We start from the raw sequence: 14,151 nt of genomic DNA, 5'->3' as shown, positions 1-14,151 counted from the left end.
GGGAAGACAGTGGCCCATTCACATGATCATAGCATTTGCATCGACGATGCCCTCGCGGAAGCCGAGCGCGTCTGCGCTGAGCATGGCTCGCGTTTTACAGACCTGCGTCGCCGCATTCTGAAAATGATCTGGCAGGGCCACAAGGCTGTTAAGGCCTATGACCTTCTTGATCAACTGGCCACCGAGGGCGGTTCCGCGAAGCCGCCAACCGTTTACCGGGCGCTCGACTTCCTCATGGAAGAAGGGCTGGTGCACAAGATCGAATCGCTGAACGCATACATCGGTTGCCCGCATCCGGGTGATGACCATGTCAGCCAGTTCCTGATTTGCGATAAATGCGAGAATGTCCGCGAGGTTACATCCGATGCCCTTGGCGCAGCTGTTATGGGCGCCGCGACGGACGCAGGCTTCAAGATTCGCAGGCAAACGCTTGAACTGCACGGTGTTTGCGCGGACTGCCAGAAGGACGCGCGCGCGGCCTAAACCCTTATCAGGATTTCCAATCTGGCCAGACGGCAGATTTCGCTAGAGTTTTTGGCGGTCTGCCGCTAAAGCCCATTGTCTTATGGCAGAACTTCTAGACATCAATACCACCGCGAAAGAGTTTTTGGCGCTCGCGGCGCATCAACTGGCGACAGGTGACTTCGCGCAGGCGGAAACCACTGCGCGCGCGGTGCTCAAGATCACGCCAAAGTCCGCCGCTGGCTGGCATATGCTGGGTGATGTGCTGTCGGTTCTGCCAGGCCGCCGGGGCGAGGCGTCGGACGCCTATGACAAGGCCCAGAATCTGGACCCCAAGGATACAGACGCAGCCGATGCCCAGACAAGCCTGGGTGAGCGTGCCACCGTGGCGCCAAACAAGACCCGGCGTGAACGGAACCTGTCGCTGCCGCACATGGCGCCAGCAGACGGCAAGGAACGACTGATCAGCGAAGCGCGGGCTGCCGAAGCGCGGGAAGACTGGCCTGTGGCAAAGCAGGCCTGGGAAACCATGCTGCAGATTGACCCGTCTGACACCTGGGCGTGGTCCCAGTATGGCCACCTGCTGAGCGTGAATCTGCATCAATATGCGGAAGCAGAGGTCGCCTTCCGCCGCGCTATTGAGGAAGACCCGACAGACGATTGGGCCTGGGGCAAGCTGGGCATCATGCTGGCGGATTTCATGGGCCGGGTGAAGGAAGGCCAGAGCATGCTCCGCCGCGCCATCGCGCTGGACCCTGGCGAGTGCTATTACCGCGGCTGGCTTGGCTGGTCCCTGTACCGTCAGAGCGAAGACCTCGCTGGCGCTGAAACTGAACTGACCGCCGCCGTAAAGCTGTGGCCGGATTATCAGTGGGCCTATTTCCATCTGGGCTTCGTGCGCATGGAAATGGGTGATCGGCCCAAAAAGGCCGAAGAAGCCCTGTTGCGTGCCGAAGCGCTGGAGCCGCAGGACGTGCCGACGCTTTATGCGCTTGCGACACTCTATGAAGAACATATGAACCGGCCACGCAAGGCCCTGCGCGCCTACCAGAAACTGGTGGAGCTGGTGCCGGATGACCCGGTTGTATACCGCCAGCTCGGGATGCTGTATCAGGCGGCACTCGGAGACCCGAAGCGCGCTGTGGAAGCCTACAAGCGGGCGCTTGAGATCGACAGCCGTGACTTTGATGTGCTGGCCCGCCTTGGTTGGCTGCACTGGGAAGTTCTCGATGACGTCGAGGAAGGCATCGCCTATCTCGCAAAAGCGGCGGAGATCGCCCACGACAGCCCGTGGGTCGCAACCCATATGGGGCAGGCGCTTTATCACGGGGCTGGCCAGATGGACGAGGCGGAGGCCTGGTTCAAGAAGGCTGTCGAGCTGGATCCGGACTATGACTGGGCCCACGCCATGCTGGGCGCTTTGAATTTTGAGCATAAGGAAGATGTCGAAGCCGCAGAATATCATTTCCGCCAGGCCATCCGCATCAGCCCTGATTACGGCTTCGCCTGGGCACGGCTCGGGCGCCTGTTGCTGATGAGCGAATCTGATGTTGGTGAGACCTGGCAGGTGCTGATGCGCGCGCTTGACCTGTCTCCCGGCAGCATTGATGTGCTCACCGATATCGTCTGGATGGGGGTTTTCCGCCTGTACCGGCCGGACCTGGTTGCCGACCACGCCAAGCAGCTGGTGCAGCGCGACCCGGATAGCGCCTATTGCCGGGTGCTTTATGGTCAGGTGCTCAGATATACGTCCGCTGACCCATCTGCGGCCCTTTCGGAACTGCAAAAGGCTGTCGAGCTGGCGCCGGACGACCATTATGCCTGGCACACCTATGGTGAAGTGTTGCTGTATGACCTGGGTGATCTGGAGGCGGCAGAGGAAGCACTTCTTGAGGCCGCAACCAAGCAAAGTGATTGCACAACGACCGACTGCGATATCGGACTGGTGCGCTATGCCATCGGGCGTGAGGATGCAGCTGTCGAGCATTATGAACGCGCGCTAGAGATGGACAGTGAAGACAGCCACGCCTGGCGGGCCTATGGCTGTTTCCTGTTCTATAGCGCGGGCGATGTGACGCTGGCCGAGGAAGCTTTTGATCGCGCAATTGAACTGGAACCCGGCAATTTCGAGCCCTGGGCGATGATGGCCGAATTCCTGGACCGTCAGGGTGACCGAGGGCAAGAAGCAGAAGCCGCGCACCAAAAGGCCGCCGAGCTCGCGCCAGACGGCCTGGATGTTGCTGAATGGGCTACCCGTTTCCTGGAGCCAAAGGTCTTGAGGCTTTAGCTTCTTGTCGTCAGAGAGAAAAAGATTTCAAGACCTGCTGCAAGTGCAAGGCACACAAATCCAAAATAAAGAATTGGCATTTCCCATTTCGGGCGTTTCTTGCGGGGGCGCTTGACATCGACTTCACCACTCTCTTTCCACGTCATGCCTTCACGCCACCAAACCCGGTCTTTGCGTTCTGACAGCCAGGCAAGAAGAATAATGAATGGGTACAGGAGAATCAGCACCCACCAATGCTTGACAGGCCAAGATAAAGCGTAGGGTACAATCACCAGAAAAAGCCCATAAATGGGGATGCCCAAAAGGGCCATTCTGCGTAACAGGGGCATCCCGAGGTATGCCTTATATATGGCAGCTGGAAAGGCCGCGCTTCGCCAGATACTGCTGGTGATATTCTTCCGCTTCCCAGAAGGTGTCGGCCTTTTCAAGCGTGGTCACCACGGGGCGTTTGAAACGGCCAGAGGCGATCAGTGCTGCTTTCTTTTCTTCGCCCACCTTTTTCTGTTCATCATCATGATAGAAGATGGCGGACCGGTACTGAGTGCCCACGTCGGGGCCCTGGCGGTTCAGCTCCGTTGGGTTGTGGTTATCGAAAAACACGTCCACAAGCGCGCCAAAATCAACCTTGGCCGGGTCGAACTCAACCTGCACCACCTCGGCGTGGCCGGTTTTGTCGGTGCAGACTTCCTCATAGGACGGTTGCTCCTTGGCGCCGCCCATATAGCCGACGCGGGTGCCGGTTACGCCGTCCATCGTGCGGAAGATTTCTTCCACGCCCCAGAAACATCCACCACCAAAAGTCGCTTTTGCCATTTTATTGTCTCTTTTAATCAGTTCTAATACGCACAGGATTGTGCGAAGTGCTACAAGCGCAATATGTGATTGCCGGGCCGCCGTGTCGAGGGGCTTTCAGGTAAAAAGAATGTGTAGGAGACGATCTTGAAACGCAACCTCAGGCTGGTGTCAGCGGCGATGACCCTTTTCATGACCGGCGCAGTGCAGGCGCAGTCCACCGAAATCCCGCAGGAATTGCTGGACCTGGACCGTCAGCGCTGCCTGACGGAATGCGTGCCTGGCTTTGGAGAGGAAACCTGCAAACCGCTGTGTGACTGTACGGTTTCAGAATTCAAGAAGCGGCTGGATTTCTCACGCTACCTGGAGCTTTCAGCACAGCTGTCGCGCAATGAACTGAATCCGGAGAACCGCACTTTCCTGGACGCCGTGGCGCAATATTGCACGGCAGAGCTTGATAAATCTGGCGTGCAAATCGGCGACGGCGATGAAACAACGGGCCAGTAGCGGCTTTGGCCCCGGTCAGGCGTTCCTGAGCGGGGTAGGGCGACCTTCCCCGTCAATGGCCACAAAGATGTAGCGGCCTTCCGTTACCTGATGCAGGGTGCGCTCAACGCCGCGTTCGGCATATACATCCAGCTTCACCGTGACGGACGTGCGTCCGGTCCTTTCAATATCCGCATAAATGCTGATCACATCGCCCAGTTCAATCGGGCGGTGGAATTTCATGCCTTCAATCGCCACGGTTGCTACCGGGCCGCCGGCAAGGCGGCTGGCAGCATCGGCGCCCGCAAGGTCCATCTGAGAAAGCACCCAGCCACCGAAAATGTTGCCATTCACATTCAGGTCTGATGGCTGCGGGATGGTGCGGATGGCCGCGCGGCGGCGTTCTTCATCAAGTGGTTTCACGGTCATGCTTTTGTTCCTGTGGGCTGGGCCGGAGCCGTCTGCGTGTCAACTGGCGCTGCCTCAAACTCTCCGGGCATGGCCTCGATATATAGCGAGCGGCTCGGGAAGGCAAAGCCGGTACCGGCATCCTCCACGATTCGTTTGATCTCCAGGAGCAGCTTTTCCTTGATCGCCATCCACTCCAGCCAGTTTGTGGTGCGGGTAAAGGCATACAGCAGGATATCGATGGAGCTGCCGGAGAATTGATCGATGCGCACAAAGGTTGCGGTTTCGTCCGGCTGGACGAAATCAGGGCTTTCGAGGATATAGCGTTCGATATTGTCGCGTATCTGGCTTAGCTGCGTGGACGTGCTGCCATATTCAAGCCCGATTACCCACTTGATGCGGCGGAAGGTCATGCGTGAGAAGTTGGTTACGGCATGGTCGGAAAGCTTGGTGTTGGGCACATAGACGGGCGCCTTGTCGAAGCGCCGGATGGTGGTGGTGCGAAAGCCGATATGCTCAACTGTGCCTTCAACGATGCCTTTCACCAGGACCCAGTCACCGGGATGGAAACGCTTTTCTCCAATCACGAATAGTCCGGCGATCAGATTCTTGAACAAGTCCTGTGCGCCAAGGGCTACAGCCACACCAAACAGACCGAGGCCCGCAATCAGCGGCCCAACCTGGATGCCCCAGATTTCAAGGATGGTGGCGCCGCCCAGCAGCGCGAAGGCAATGCGGATGGCCTTCGCGAGCCACTGGATCATTGACGACGTCAGGTATTTGTCGGCGCGCTGCAACAGGTCACCCACGGGACCGGCCGCGCGGTAAAGCGACCAGAAAATCACAAAGGCAATGAGCGACTTGTTCAGGTTCGACGCCACAGCTGAGGAATCCGGATCCAGTTCCAGGTAGGCGGTGGCGAAAAAGAGGCCAAGGACCACAGGGATGAAGCGAATTGGTGCCTTGATGGCATCAATCAGGCTGTCATCCAGCGTATTCTCGGTTTTGGAAGCCCAACTGGATACGCGGTTGAGAACAAACCGCGTGAACAGGTTCCGGAACATGAGAAAGACAAGGAAAATGCCCACAGCAGTGATGATCTGTCCAACATCGACGCCATACAGCCCGTTGGCCCAGACATCCTTTACAAGTGCCCAGAAATCACCCCAGTTTGCTTCAAAGTCCTTTTCGGTCACCGTTTCGTCCTGCCTGTTTATGATTTGTCATCATCGTCGTTTGACGTTGGATTAGACGTATACAGGTTATGGACGGCTTCGTCATGCCCATGCTTGTTTGAGAAGAAAATAAGCGCCATCAAGCCGAAGCCAATTAGAATAGTAAACAGAAGGCCGATGATCATGGCTACGACGCCATGGCCCGATAGCTCGACGCCTTCAATACGGCCCATAACATAAAGGGCCCAATAAGCAACGCCGCCTAGTGCAACGACCGAGGCAGCAATCAAGAGGAATCTTTTCATTTGGTCTGCTTCCCGAAAGGGCAGCGCGCAATGTCCCTGCGGGTTATCCTACCCGCGTGCGCAGTGCCGATGTAAAGGCATCAATCAGGTCTGCATTGATGCCAAAGTCAGTATGACCCATCTCAGATACGGCGCGAATGTCAAGAAAAGCCACTGCGTCTTTTTCGCGCACGTTGATGACGATAAAGCTACGGAAACCGAACCAGGGGCTGCTGTAGATGGCTTCAACATGGCCTGCGCCCGGGTCCTGTGCCACGACACTCCAACCAAGCTTTTTGGCGGTTTCCGCTGCGGCCTGGGTGGCGTCTGTGACGCTGCCGGCAAGGGGTGTGCTGCCAAGTCCGGGGTAAGCAGCGTGCAGCTTCTTGAGGTAGCCCGGTTCCAGGCGGCTGCCCAGGATGTCGCTTGGTCTATTCACTTCATAGCTTCTTCCTGGAAGCGTGCGGAATGTCAGTTGGTCTGCGGGTGCGGTAGAAATATCATGCAGCACTGGTGCATTTTCGGCGCGGTAAAAAAGGCTGCCAAGTGGCCAGGCGCTGATGGCAACCAACAGTGCCGCGGTGATACCGCGCCAACTGGTGCGGGCGCGGCTTGCGAATCGTCCGTGCAGCAGGCCAATAAAGGTGAAACTCGCCGCCACCAGCATCAGGCGGAACGCGACGGTGATAATTTTGAATTGAAGGTCAAAGAGGGTGGGGTCGGAGGACGGGTCGCCAAACAGGCCGGCTCGGTATATCGGCCCTGCAATCACAAGGGCCAGCAGTGTGAGGCATGCCGTGATCAGCCCGAGGGTGGCAAAGACAGACGGTTTCTGTCCTCCCTTTTTGAAAAAGATGCGCGACATCACTCTCCCCCGTTGCGGTAACACACACCGCATACGCTGTTCATTTCCGCTGCCCTCAATTTCATATGCCCCAATTCAGTTGTACCGTAACCGTTGCGTGCAGAAAAGGATAGCCTGACTTTTAAGCCAACTTTTAGCAATGCACTGCGGCTGTAATCCCTTTTGCTTCAAACCCATAAAAGAGGCATAATGAAGACCTGTTTACCCGAGTATCTTGATTTTTTACGGCCCAAGCCAATCCCGGCGGGCCCATGACGAGGGAGACGCTATATGAATGTTGGCCAGATTCTTTCCCACAAGGGTGATGATATCATTGCGATGGAGCGTGGCTGTACCGTGATGGAAGTTGCCAAACTTCTGGGAGAGCGGCGCATCGGGGCCATTCCAATTGTCGACGGCGGCACCATCTGCGGCATCATGTCGGAACGTGATGTGGTGCGCGGCATTGCCATTCGGGGCGGTGGTGTGTTGGCCGATGACGTGTCGACGCTGATGACCAAATCGGTTTTCACCTGCGGCAAAGACGATACTGTCTATGAACTGATGAAAATGATGACTGAGCGGCGCATCCGTCACGTCCCCGTCGTGGACGGCGACAAGCTGATCGGCATGATTTCGATCGGTGACGTGGTCAAGCACCGCATGCAGCAGGCCGCGGCTGAAAACGAAGCGCTCAAGGACTATATCGCCCAGGGGTAGGGGGAGATGGATTTGCGTTGGGTTTTTGTCGTTGCGTTGGCAGCTCTGTCGATGCCGTCGTTGGCGATCGATCAGCTGTACCTTAGCCTGACTGTTGATGCATCAGAAGCCAGCTTGGTTGTGGAAAATCGGTCAGACTCAGTGGTGAAAATCGGGAAGAACCAATTTGATGGAGTTCCGTCGGTTTTCAGTATCCGCATGAAGGGACCAGCAGGAGAACTGATCTCCCAAAATGGGCAATCACCAGACGGGTGGTTCAATCCTGCAGTGGTGGTTTCTCAGTTCGAAAGGTTTCCTCTTTCCAGCCTGACGTTGGAAGCGGGAGAAACGCTGACCTACAGTTCTAAAGTGGCAAGCCTCTTGCTGCCAGCAAGAAGCCAGCCGGGAGGTGGCGGTACCTGCATTTTCCAAATCCGTGCAGTGGTTGTCTTTCCTGAGCAGGCCATGGAACCTGAAACTATCAAGTCTGACTGGGTAGAGGCGGACTGCGCAGCACTTTTCCCTGCAAGATAGCCCCCTACTGCACCCGCTCGTAGGGCGACCATTCATTGTCGAAGTCTGCGGGCTTCAGCACCAACACGCTATGGGCATCCACTGTGATGTCCATCAAGCTTGACCGAATTTCAGCCGCCCGCTTGCCCGTGAAGGCATCCACCACGGGTGTGCCGTTCATCATTTTCCAGTTTCTGATCATCAGCGTTTCCGTGACCGGTGCGGGACTCGGGTTCGCTATCACGAAAACGGTTTCCAGCGCCTTTTCGGTGTAGCGCTCGAATGCCAGCAAGCTGGTGGCCTCAATCGTGCGGAAGTTGCCGACCCGGAGCGCGCGTTCGCCTTTGTGCAGCGCGATCAGTTCCTGCGTGCGCCGGAGGGCCGGGTTGTCGCCCGTGGCCATATCCCAACGCATGGGTGCGCGATTTTCCGGGTCCTCCCCGCCGTGCATGCCCAGTTCCGTGCCGTAATAGAGGTTCGGTGACCCGGGCAGGGTGAATTGCAGCACCTGCGCCATGTCCCGTTGCCAGGCCTGGGGCATCATATCCACAAGCCGCTTGGTGTCGTGATTGTCCAGCAGCAGCCAGGACTTGAGCATGCCGTCCATGCCGGTGTCTTCGACCATCGCGCCCAGCATGCGCCCGGCAGCCGCGCCGTCCAGCTTGCTGTCCACAAGGCTTTCGATGATTTTACGTACCGGGAAATTCAAAATACCGTCGAGCGACTGGGTCCAGCCGTCAGGGTAGCTCCAGACCTCACCGACAATCAGTGCTCCTGCCTTCTCGCCATGGGCGCTTGTGCGCAGGTCCTGGAGCACCGTGGGCCCAACATCAAAGGCTACATCAAGTCGCCAGCCATCGATGCCGTCCCGCAGGTAGGACCGCACGACCGACGTAGGGCTCTTGTATATATAATTCTGTACCTCAGGGTTCTCGAGCCGCAGTTCCGGCAGCGCAGGCGAGTCGATCCAACCGCGATAGCCGTTCTTGTATGCGGGGCCGATGAAGAACCAGTCCCGGTAGGGACTGTTGGCGTCCGTGAGCGCGTCGCGGAAAATCGGTGCCTTGCTACCCATATGGTTGAACACGCCGTCCAGCACCAGTTTCATGCCGCGGCTGTGCAGGGCGCCCGCCAGCGTTTTCACATCCTCCCGCGTGCCATACTCCGGCGAGATACGGGTGTAATCGAGCGCGTCATATTTATGGTTGGTGATGGCCAGGTGAATCGGGTTCAGATAGAGGACATCCACCCCCAGGCCTTGGATATAATCCAACCGCCCGGTGAGGCTTTCAAGGTCACCACCCCAGAAGGCCAGCTCGTGGCTCCAATTATCCGCGCCCTCGACCGGATGGCCGGGCTTTGGCACTTCATTCCAGTCGTGCAGGCTGCGGGGCGGCTGATATAGATGCCGTTTGGCCTCAAGGTTCAGGGAAGGGGCGAACCGGTCCACGATCACCTGATAGACGATCGCCCCATTACGCCAGTCGGCCTCGCGGGCGGCCATCACGGCAGACAGCGTTTTGTCCTCAGCTGTCTGGTAACGGGTTTTATCGAAATGAACGGCATCATCGGCCTGCACCTGAAAGGTCATCAGGGCGCTGAGCGTGGCTGCCTTATAGGAAATCCGCATCGGTCAGCCTCTCCGGCCTTGGGCAAGGCAGCGGCGATAGACGGCTTCATATCCTGCCACACTGTTCTGCCAGGTTCGGATGTTCTGTGCATAGTCGCGCCCGGCCTTCAGTATGTCGGCCCAGCCGTCGCGATTTCGGATCAGGTCGGCGCACACCTTTACAAAGTCTGCAGCATCGTCGGCGCGGAACAGGCGGCCGGTGCGGCCATCTTCAATCAGTTCCTTGTGGCCGCCCACGTCGCTTGCCAGCACCAGGCGTGTCATGGCCATGGCTTCAAGTGGTTTCAGCGGCGTCACAGTTTCCGTCAGGCGAATGCCGTGGCGCGGGTAGGTCATTATATCTGCCACACTATAGTAGCGGCGCACGCTGTCGTGCGGCACGCGCCCTGTGAAAATAACGGTGTCTTCTAGGCCAAGTTCCGCCACAGCGGCCTTGAGGCGAGATTCTGTTGGCCCGCCGCCCACCAAAAGGAGCGCCACGTCGGGCACCTCGGCCTTCAGGGCAGGCAGCGCGCGAATCAAAAACTCAAGCCCCTCATACGCATAGAAAGACCCGGCGAACCCCAGCACGGTGTGGCCTTCAAGGCCAAGTTCCCTGGTCAGCGCCGCATCCTTTTCCCCAATGGGTGGGAAGGCCTCGGCGTTCACAGCGTTCGGTATCACAGTCACCTTGTCGGGCCGGATGCCACGGGCAAGAATGTCAGCGCGCAGGCCTTCACAGATGGTGGTTACCTCCGCGGCCTGCCGGATCGCACGGGTCTCGAGTGCCCGGCTGACCTTATACCGGAGGCTGCCTTCCCGTGTGGTGCCATGGTCCACAGCCGCATCTTCCCAGAAGGCACGAATCTCATACACTACGGGGCGACCACCTGCGGCATCGAACGCGGGGAAGAAATCCAGCACCGGTGAATGGGCATGCAGGATGTCGGGGTTCAACTCGTCGACAAGCGCCCGAAGGCGGTATTTCGTCAGTCGCATTTCGCGCATTTCCCGAAGCCCAACCGGCAACCATTTGGGGATACCGCCATTCGGCGTGCGGTAGATGCGCCAGCCATCTATGTCTTCAAAGGGGGCGTCGCCCGTGCCGTGCCGTGGAGTGGTGACCAGCACTGGGTCCCAGCCCATGGCTTTTTGCTGTGCCATGATGGACATGGTGCGAAAGACATAGCCGCTGTGTTTGGGAAGGCTGTGGTCCAGAATATGTAGGATGCGCATATGCTTATTGATCAATCTTTGCCTGAAAAATTGGACCAAGCTTGCCTCAAGCGCAGGGACTTGTACAGTTTGTGTAACCAAGCCGGTGGTGCGCTGCGTCACAAAAGTGACCGAATCTTGTATTTAGCTGCGCTCCAAAACGGCAACACCAATAATCAGCGAGGTCAGGGATTCGTGAAACAGTCAGTGATAAAGGCAGGGCAAACGGCGGCGGCCATGCTGTGTGTGCTGGTGACAGGCAGCGCCCATGCCGATTCTGAAGGCTATGCCCAGAGCGACGGCAACGAAGTGCTGACCCTGCAGGTGGAAAACGACCTCCTCTTTGGCACAGACGAGAATTATACCAACGGTATCCGCCTCAGTTATGTGCATCGGCCCGGCAATACGCCGATTGGCGACACAATCAGCGGGTTCCTCAGGCGCTTTTCCCCGATGGCAAGGAACGCGCTGAAGTCTGACCTCTATTATAGCGTGGCGCTGGGGCAGAATATGTATACCCCACAGGATATCGAATCCTTTGATCTGATCGAGGATGACCGCCCCTATGCGGGCTGGACCTATCTGGAGTTTGGCGTCACGGTTGAGGACAAGACCGGCTATGAAGCCATCAAGCTTGATCTTGGCATGGTGGGGCCGGCGTCACTCGCCAGCAAGACCCAGCGCTGGTGGCACAGTGTGATCGGCAGTCAGCGCCCGAACGGCTGGCCGCACCAATTGCCGAACGAGCCTGGCATCAACCTGTATTACACGCGCGGCCACCGGTTTGACCCGATCAAGCTGTCGGATGACCTGTCGTTCGATTTCACGCCGCACTGGGGTGTCGCGCTTGGCAATGTCTATACCTATGGGGCAGGGGGACTGACGCTCCGCCTGGGGACCAATCTGGACCGCGATATGGGCGCTCCGCCCCGAATCCAACCCAGCCTGCCGGGCAGCGATCATTTTTCAGGTGACGGCTTTGATATTTACCTGTTCGCGGGCAGCGAGGTTCGCGCCATCGCCCGCAATATCTTCCTGGACGGTACCTGGAAAGATCACGAACATGACGTGAACAAGAAAGAGCTGCTAGCTGAAATCCAGGTGGGGGTGGTGGCGTTTGTCGGGCCGGTGCGTATGGCGCTTACGAATGCCTTCCGGACGTCAGAGTTTGCCGGCAGCGGCAATCACCGCTACAGCGCTTTCACGCTGTCGACCCGATTCTAGCCGCGTCCACGGCGGGCCGTCAGTCTTCCTCATAGCGCAGCAGGTCGCCGGGCTGGCAGTCCAGATATTTGCAGATGGCCTCGAGGGTGGCAAAGCGCACCCCCTTTACCTTGCCTGACTTCAGCAGGCTCAGGTTGGCTTCGGTGATTCCCACATGGGCGGCGAGGTCCTTTGATTTGACCTTGCGTTCCGCAAGCATGACATCAAGGCGAACGGTAATCGGCACAAGTCGCCTCCCTATACAATCTGGTTCAGTTCGTCGCGCTGTTCGCGCGCCAGGCGCACCATGCGGGCGATCACCAGTGCCATCAGCGCGGGCACGAGCCCCAGGACGGTATCGGACGACAGGCTGATCGCCAGCGCCCGTTCGCCCGGTGGGTTGGTGGCGGTGGCAATCAGGACAAGCAGCGTGTCATTGAGGAAGCTGGCGAGCAGATACCACAGCATCAGGTGGCCGACACGCGCGAGCGCCCGCTCAGACGCTTCGGCAAACCAGTTGCCGGCCTCCAGCTGCCTGATGAGCCCAATCAGGGAAGCGAGCGCCGCAATCAGGAGGCCGGCCGGGAGGGCGTCCACCACGAATCCTGCGATCCGCTGCCACAGAACCATGCCCGAAATGCCGCCATAATTATCGATTAGCCTCTTTTCCGCGCCAAGGTGACTGAGCGCTGACGGGTCAACCCAGATCCACACATTGAAAGTGATGATCAGCGTGATGGAAAACCAGATGATCCATTTAAGAAGGGTCAGGCTCAGGAGCTTGTTATTCACGGGCAGTTGCCTCATTTTTGACATTAAATTATCGTTTTACGAAAAGATATTTCCTGATAAGGATATCAGGGCACGATGAAAGAGGAAAGAGGTATGTCCGGGACACCGGCGAAGAATGGGGGACGGCGTCGCAGGCTTGCAGTCATGATCGTGGCGCTTGCAGCGTCGGTGGCTATTTTGCTCGCGGCCCTGATGGGCGGCGCGCACGCCCAGGACACTGAGCCCGAGCCGAACCACTTTGACGAGGCACCGCTGGTTCTGCCCAGAAGCATGTCAGGCGGCGGCCTGGTGATTCCCGTCTTTCCCCGGCTGGAAGAAAAGAAAGACCTGAGTGACGACAGCGAGCCAAAACTTCCAGCCGGGGCGGACCTGCGCGATAGCTATATTATCCTCAAGGACGGGTCGGTCCTCTCTGCAGCTGAGTGGATCAAGGGTGGATTGAACAAGAATCAGACCGGTGTGGGCATGAGCGACTATCAGAATCGTCTGTTCCTGGGCCAGGTGGCGCGCGCCATGGCGGGGGTGGACGAGAATCAGGTCAATCATAGTGTTGTGACGGTTGGGCCTTTGCGGCCTTATGAGCCTGCCATGATATCTGAGCCCATGCAGATGGTGCACGGCATCTTCCGCATGTTTGTACCGGGCAGCAACGGCTATGAGTGGAACCCGGCCACGTCAGGCGGCGGTTTCGACCGCCGCCGCGCCACAGCCGGCGACGCGGCGGTTCAGTTTGAAGGCCAGTTCAGTGAAGCCGTCAGCCAGACAGTGGCCGACTTCCAGGAGATCGGCACCATGATGAATATGCTCAGCGACTATAAGAAGAAGCACGGGATCGATTAGGCCCTATATATGGGAGCCTATATAGGCAGTGGACGCTGCTACTGTGGGGCACTTGCCCAGCCGGGCAGGGTGGCAACGTGATTCACCAATAGGCGTGCACCTGATTCATGCCCGGTTTTCTGCCGTTTTCGCTATAGGGGCCTTATTCAGGTGGTTATATGTCGGGCGTCAAACACGCCTTCATGACCCGAGTCAGCACCCAAACCAGCCGATTTATGCTCCCGCCATGCCCCGTTGAATCATCCGTTCGCGCTTCTGGCCTTGAGGCTTTCCGCCATAGGGGCTTATCCCTGAAATATAATTGCTCAAAATTAAGGGTTTCGTAACATATTCGGAAAGAAAATGGGGTTTCGCGGGTTAATCACCACTTTTTTCGAGAAAACTGAAAAAAGGTGTTTACAGGGTTGGAAACCACCCCTATAACCCGCCCCACACCGACGGGGCGCACCGCTCAACGCGACGCACCGCTGGGACGCTTGACCCCAGCGCTCAGCCAGCAGGCAGGGAAACGGGATCAGGATTTGCTCTTTGACATTGTAGAT

The 14,151-nt window shown here is 57.8% G+C and carries 17 protein-coding genes; 7 read left to right on the top strand and 10 right to left on the bottom strand.

The window, feature by feature from the left end; translation table 11 throughout:
• Positions 1 to 9 precede the first annotated feature (9 nt).
• Both B3Z17_RS19245 and B3Z17_RS19240 read left to right on the top strand, forming a co-directional pair.
• The gene (locus tag B3Z17_RS19245; RefSeq protein ID WP_241493422.1) at positions 10 to 483 is read left to right on the top strand and encodes a transcriptional repressor; all 474 of its coding nucleotides are present in this window, start codon (positions 10 to 12) and stop codon (positions 481 to 483) included.
• Positions 484 to 565: 82 nt separating this feature from the next.
• Complete coding sequence (locus B3Z17_RS19240) at positions 566 to 2,749, top strand: tetratricopeptide repeat protein (protein ID WP_286831595.1); 2,184 nt, start codon at positions 566 to 568, stop codon at positions 2,747 to 2,749.
• Here the strand turns inward: B3Z17_RS19240 and B3Z17_RS19235 are convergent.
• Positions 2,746 to 3,078: a hypothetical protein gene (locus B3Z17_RS19235; protein ID WP_286831592.1), complete on the bottom strand. Its 333-nt coding sequence runs from the start codon at positions 3,076 to 3,078 to the stop codon at positions 2,746 to 2,748. The two genes, B3Z17_RS19240 and B3Z17_RS19235, sit on opposite strands and share 4 nt — an antisense overlap.
• Positions 3,079 to 3,091: 13 nt before the next feature.
• A complete protein-coding gene (gene msrA / locus B3Z17_RS19230; protein WP_068307162.1) occupies positions 3,092 to 3,562 on the bottom strand; it encodes a peptide-methionine (S)-S-oxide reductase MsrA in 471 nt (156 codons plus the stop codon).
• Between the two features lie 126 nt (positions 3,563 to 3,688).
• On the opposite strand from msrA, the gene B3Z17_RS19225 reads away from it, so the two are divergent.
• Complete coding sequence (locus tag B3Z17_RS19225; RefSeq protein WP_286831588.1) at positions 3,689 to 4,048, top strand: hypothetical protein; 360 nt, start codon at positions 3,689 to 3,691, stop codon at positions 4,046 to 4,048.
• Between the two features lie 15 nt (positions 4,049 to 4,063).
• On the opposite strand, the gene B3Z17_RS19220 is transcribed toward B3Z17_RS19225, so the two are convergent.
• From B3Z17_RS19220 to B3Z17_RS19205, 4 genes are read right to left on the bottom strand one after another with little or no spacing between them, the layout of a single operon-like run.
• The gene (locus B3Z17_RS19220; RefSeq protein WP_068307160.1) at positions 4,064 to 4,456 is read right to left on the bottom strand and encodes an acyl-CoA thioesterase; all 393 of its coding nucleotides are present in this window, start codon (positions 4,454 to 4,456) and stop codon (positions 4,064 to 4,066) included.
• Positions 4,453 to 5,631 carry a mechanosensitive ion channel family protein gene (locus B3Z17_RS19215; RefSeq protein ID WP_286831584.1) on the bottom strand — a complete coding sequence of 393 codons (1,179 nt, stop codon included), beginning with the start codon at positions 5,629 to 5,631 and terminating at the stop codon, positions 4,453 to 4,455. Before B3Z17_RS19215 ends, B3Z17_RS19220 begins: the two co-directional genes overlap by 4 nt.
• Before the next feature lie 17 nt (positions 5,632 to 5,648).
• A complete protein-coding gene (locus B3Z17_RS19210; protein WP_068307158.1) occupies positions 5,649 to 5,915 on the bottom strand; it encodes a hypothetical protein in 267 nt (88 codons plus the stop codon).
• Between the two features lie 43 nt (positions 5,916 to 5,958).
• A complete protein-coding gene (locus tag B3Z17_RS19205; RefSeq protein ID WP_068307157.1) occupies positions 5,959 to 6,759 on the bottom strand; it encodes a DUF1499 domain-containing protein in 801 nt (266 codons plus the stop codon).
• 270 nt (positions 6,760 to 7,029) lie between these two features.
• Between B3Z17_RS19205 and B3Z17_RS19200 the strand changes: the two genes are divergently transcribed.
• Together B3Z17_RS19200 and B3Z17_RS19195 are read left to right on the top strand one after the other, a co-directional pair.
• On the top strand, positions 7,030 to 7,458 hold the full coding sequence (locus B3Z17_RS19200; protein ID WP_068307156.1) for a CBS domain-containing protein: 429 nt from the start codon (positions 7,030 to 7,032) through the stop codon (positions 7,456 to 7,458).
• A gap of 6 nt (positions 7,459 to 7,464) precedes the next feature.
• Positions 7,465 to 7,971, top strand: a complete 507-nt coding sequence (locus tag B3Z17_RS19195; protein ID WP_286831577.1) for a hypothetical protein — start codon at positions 7,465 to 7,467, stop codon at positions 7,969 to 7,971.
• A 4-nt stretch (positions 7,972 to 7,975) separates the two neighbouring features.
• Here the strand turns inward: B3Z17_RS19195 and B3Z17_RS19190 are convergent, their stop codons facing one another.
• Both B3Z17_RS19190 and B3Z17_RS19185 read right to left on the bottom strand, forming a co-directional pair.
• Complete coding sequence (locus B3Z17_RS19190; protein ID WP_286831575.1) at positions 7,976 to 9,580, bottom strand: glycoside hydrolase family 13 protein; 1,605 nt, start codon at positions 9,578 to 9,580, stop codon at positions 7,976 to 7,978.
• A 3-nt stretch (positions 9,581 to 9,583) separates the two neighbouring features.
• Entirely contained in the window at positions 9,584 to 10,795 is a 1,212-nt protein-coding gene (locus tag B3Z17_RS19185; RefSeq protein ID WP_286831572.1) for a TIGR04063 family PEP-CTERM/XrtA system glycosyltransferase, read from the bottom strand.
• Positions 10,796 to 10,969: 174 nt separating this feature from the next.
• On the opposite strand from B3Z17_RS19185, the gene B3Z17_RS19180 reads away from it, so the two are divergent.
• Positions 10,970 to 11,998: a lipid A deacylase LpxR family protein gene (locus B3Z17_RS19180; RefSeq protein ID WP_286831570.1), complete on the top strand. Its 1,029-nt coding sequence runs from the start codon at positions 10,970 to 10,972 to the stop codon at positions 11,996 to 11,998.
• Positions 11,999 to 12,017: 19 nt separating this feature from the next.
• Here B3Z17_RS19180 and B3Z17_RS19175 read toward each other — a convergent pair whose 3' ends face one another.
• Both B3Z17_RS19175 and B3Z17_RS19170 read right to left on the bottom strand, forming a co-directional pair.
• Positions 12,018 to 12,224: a helix-turn-helix domain-containing protein gene (locus B3Z17_RS19175; RefSeq protein ID WP_068307153.1), complete on the bottom strand. Its 207-nt coding sequence runs from the start codon at positions 12,222 to 12,224 to the stop codon at positions 12,018 to 12,020.
• Positions 12,225 to 12,235: 11 nt separating this feature from the next.
• Positions 12,236 to 12,769 (bottom strand): DUF2975 domain-containing protein, encoded by a 534-nt coding sequence (locus B3Z17_RS19170; RefSeq protein ID WP_068307152.1) that lies wholly within the window; start codon positions 12,767 to 12,769, stop codon positions 12,236 to 12,238.
• 93 nt (positions 12,770 to 12,862) lie between these two features.
• Between B3Z17_RS19170 and B3Z17_RS19165 the strand changes: the two genes are divergently transcribed.
• Positions 12,863 to 13,609, top strand: coding sequence for a hypothetical protein (locus B3Z17_RS19165; RefSeq protein WP_286831567.1), 747 nt, complete (start codon positions 12,863 to 12,865; stop codon positions 13,607 to 13,609).
• The last annotated feature ends 542 nt before the right edge of the window (positions 13,610 to 14,151 follow it).

This window comes from Kordiimonas sp. UBA4487 (genome assembly GCF_002389025.1).
GTDB lineage: Bacteria > Pseudomonadota > Alphaproteobacteria > Sphingomonadales > Kordiimonadaceae > Kordiimonas > Kordiimonas lacus.
This window is presented reverse-complemented; position numbering and strand designations above follow the sequence as displayed.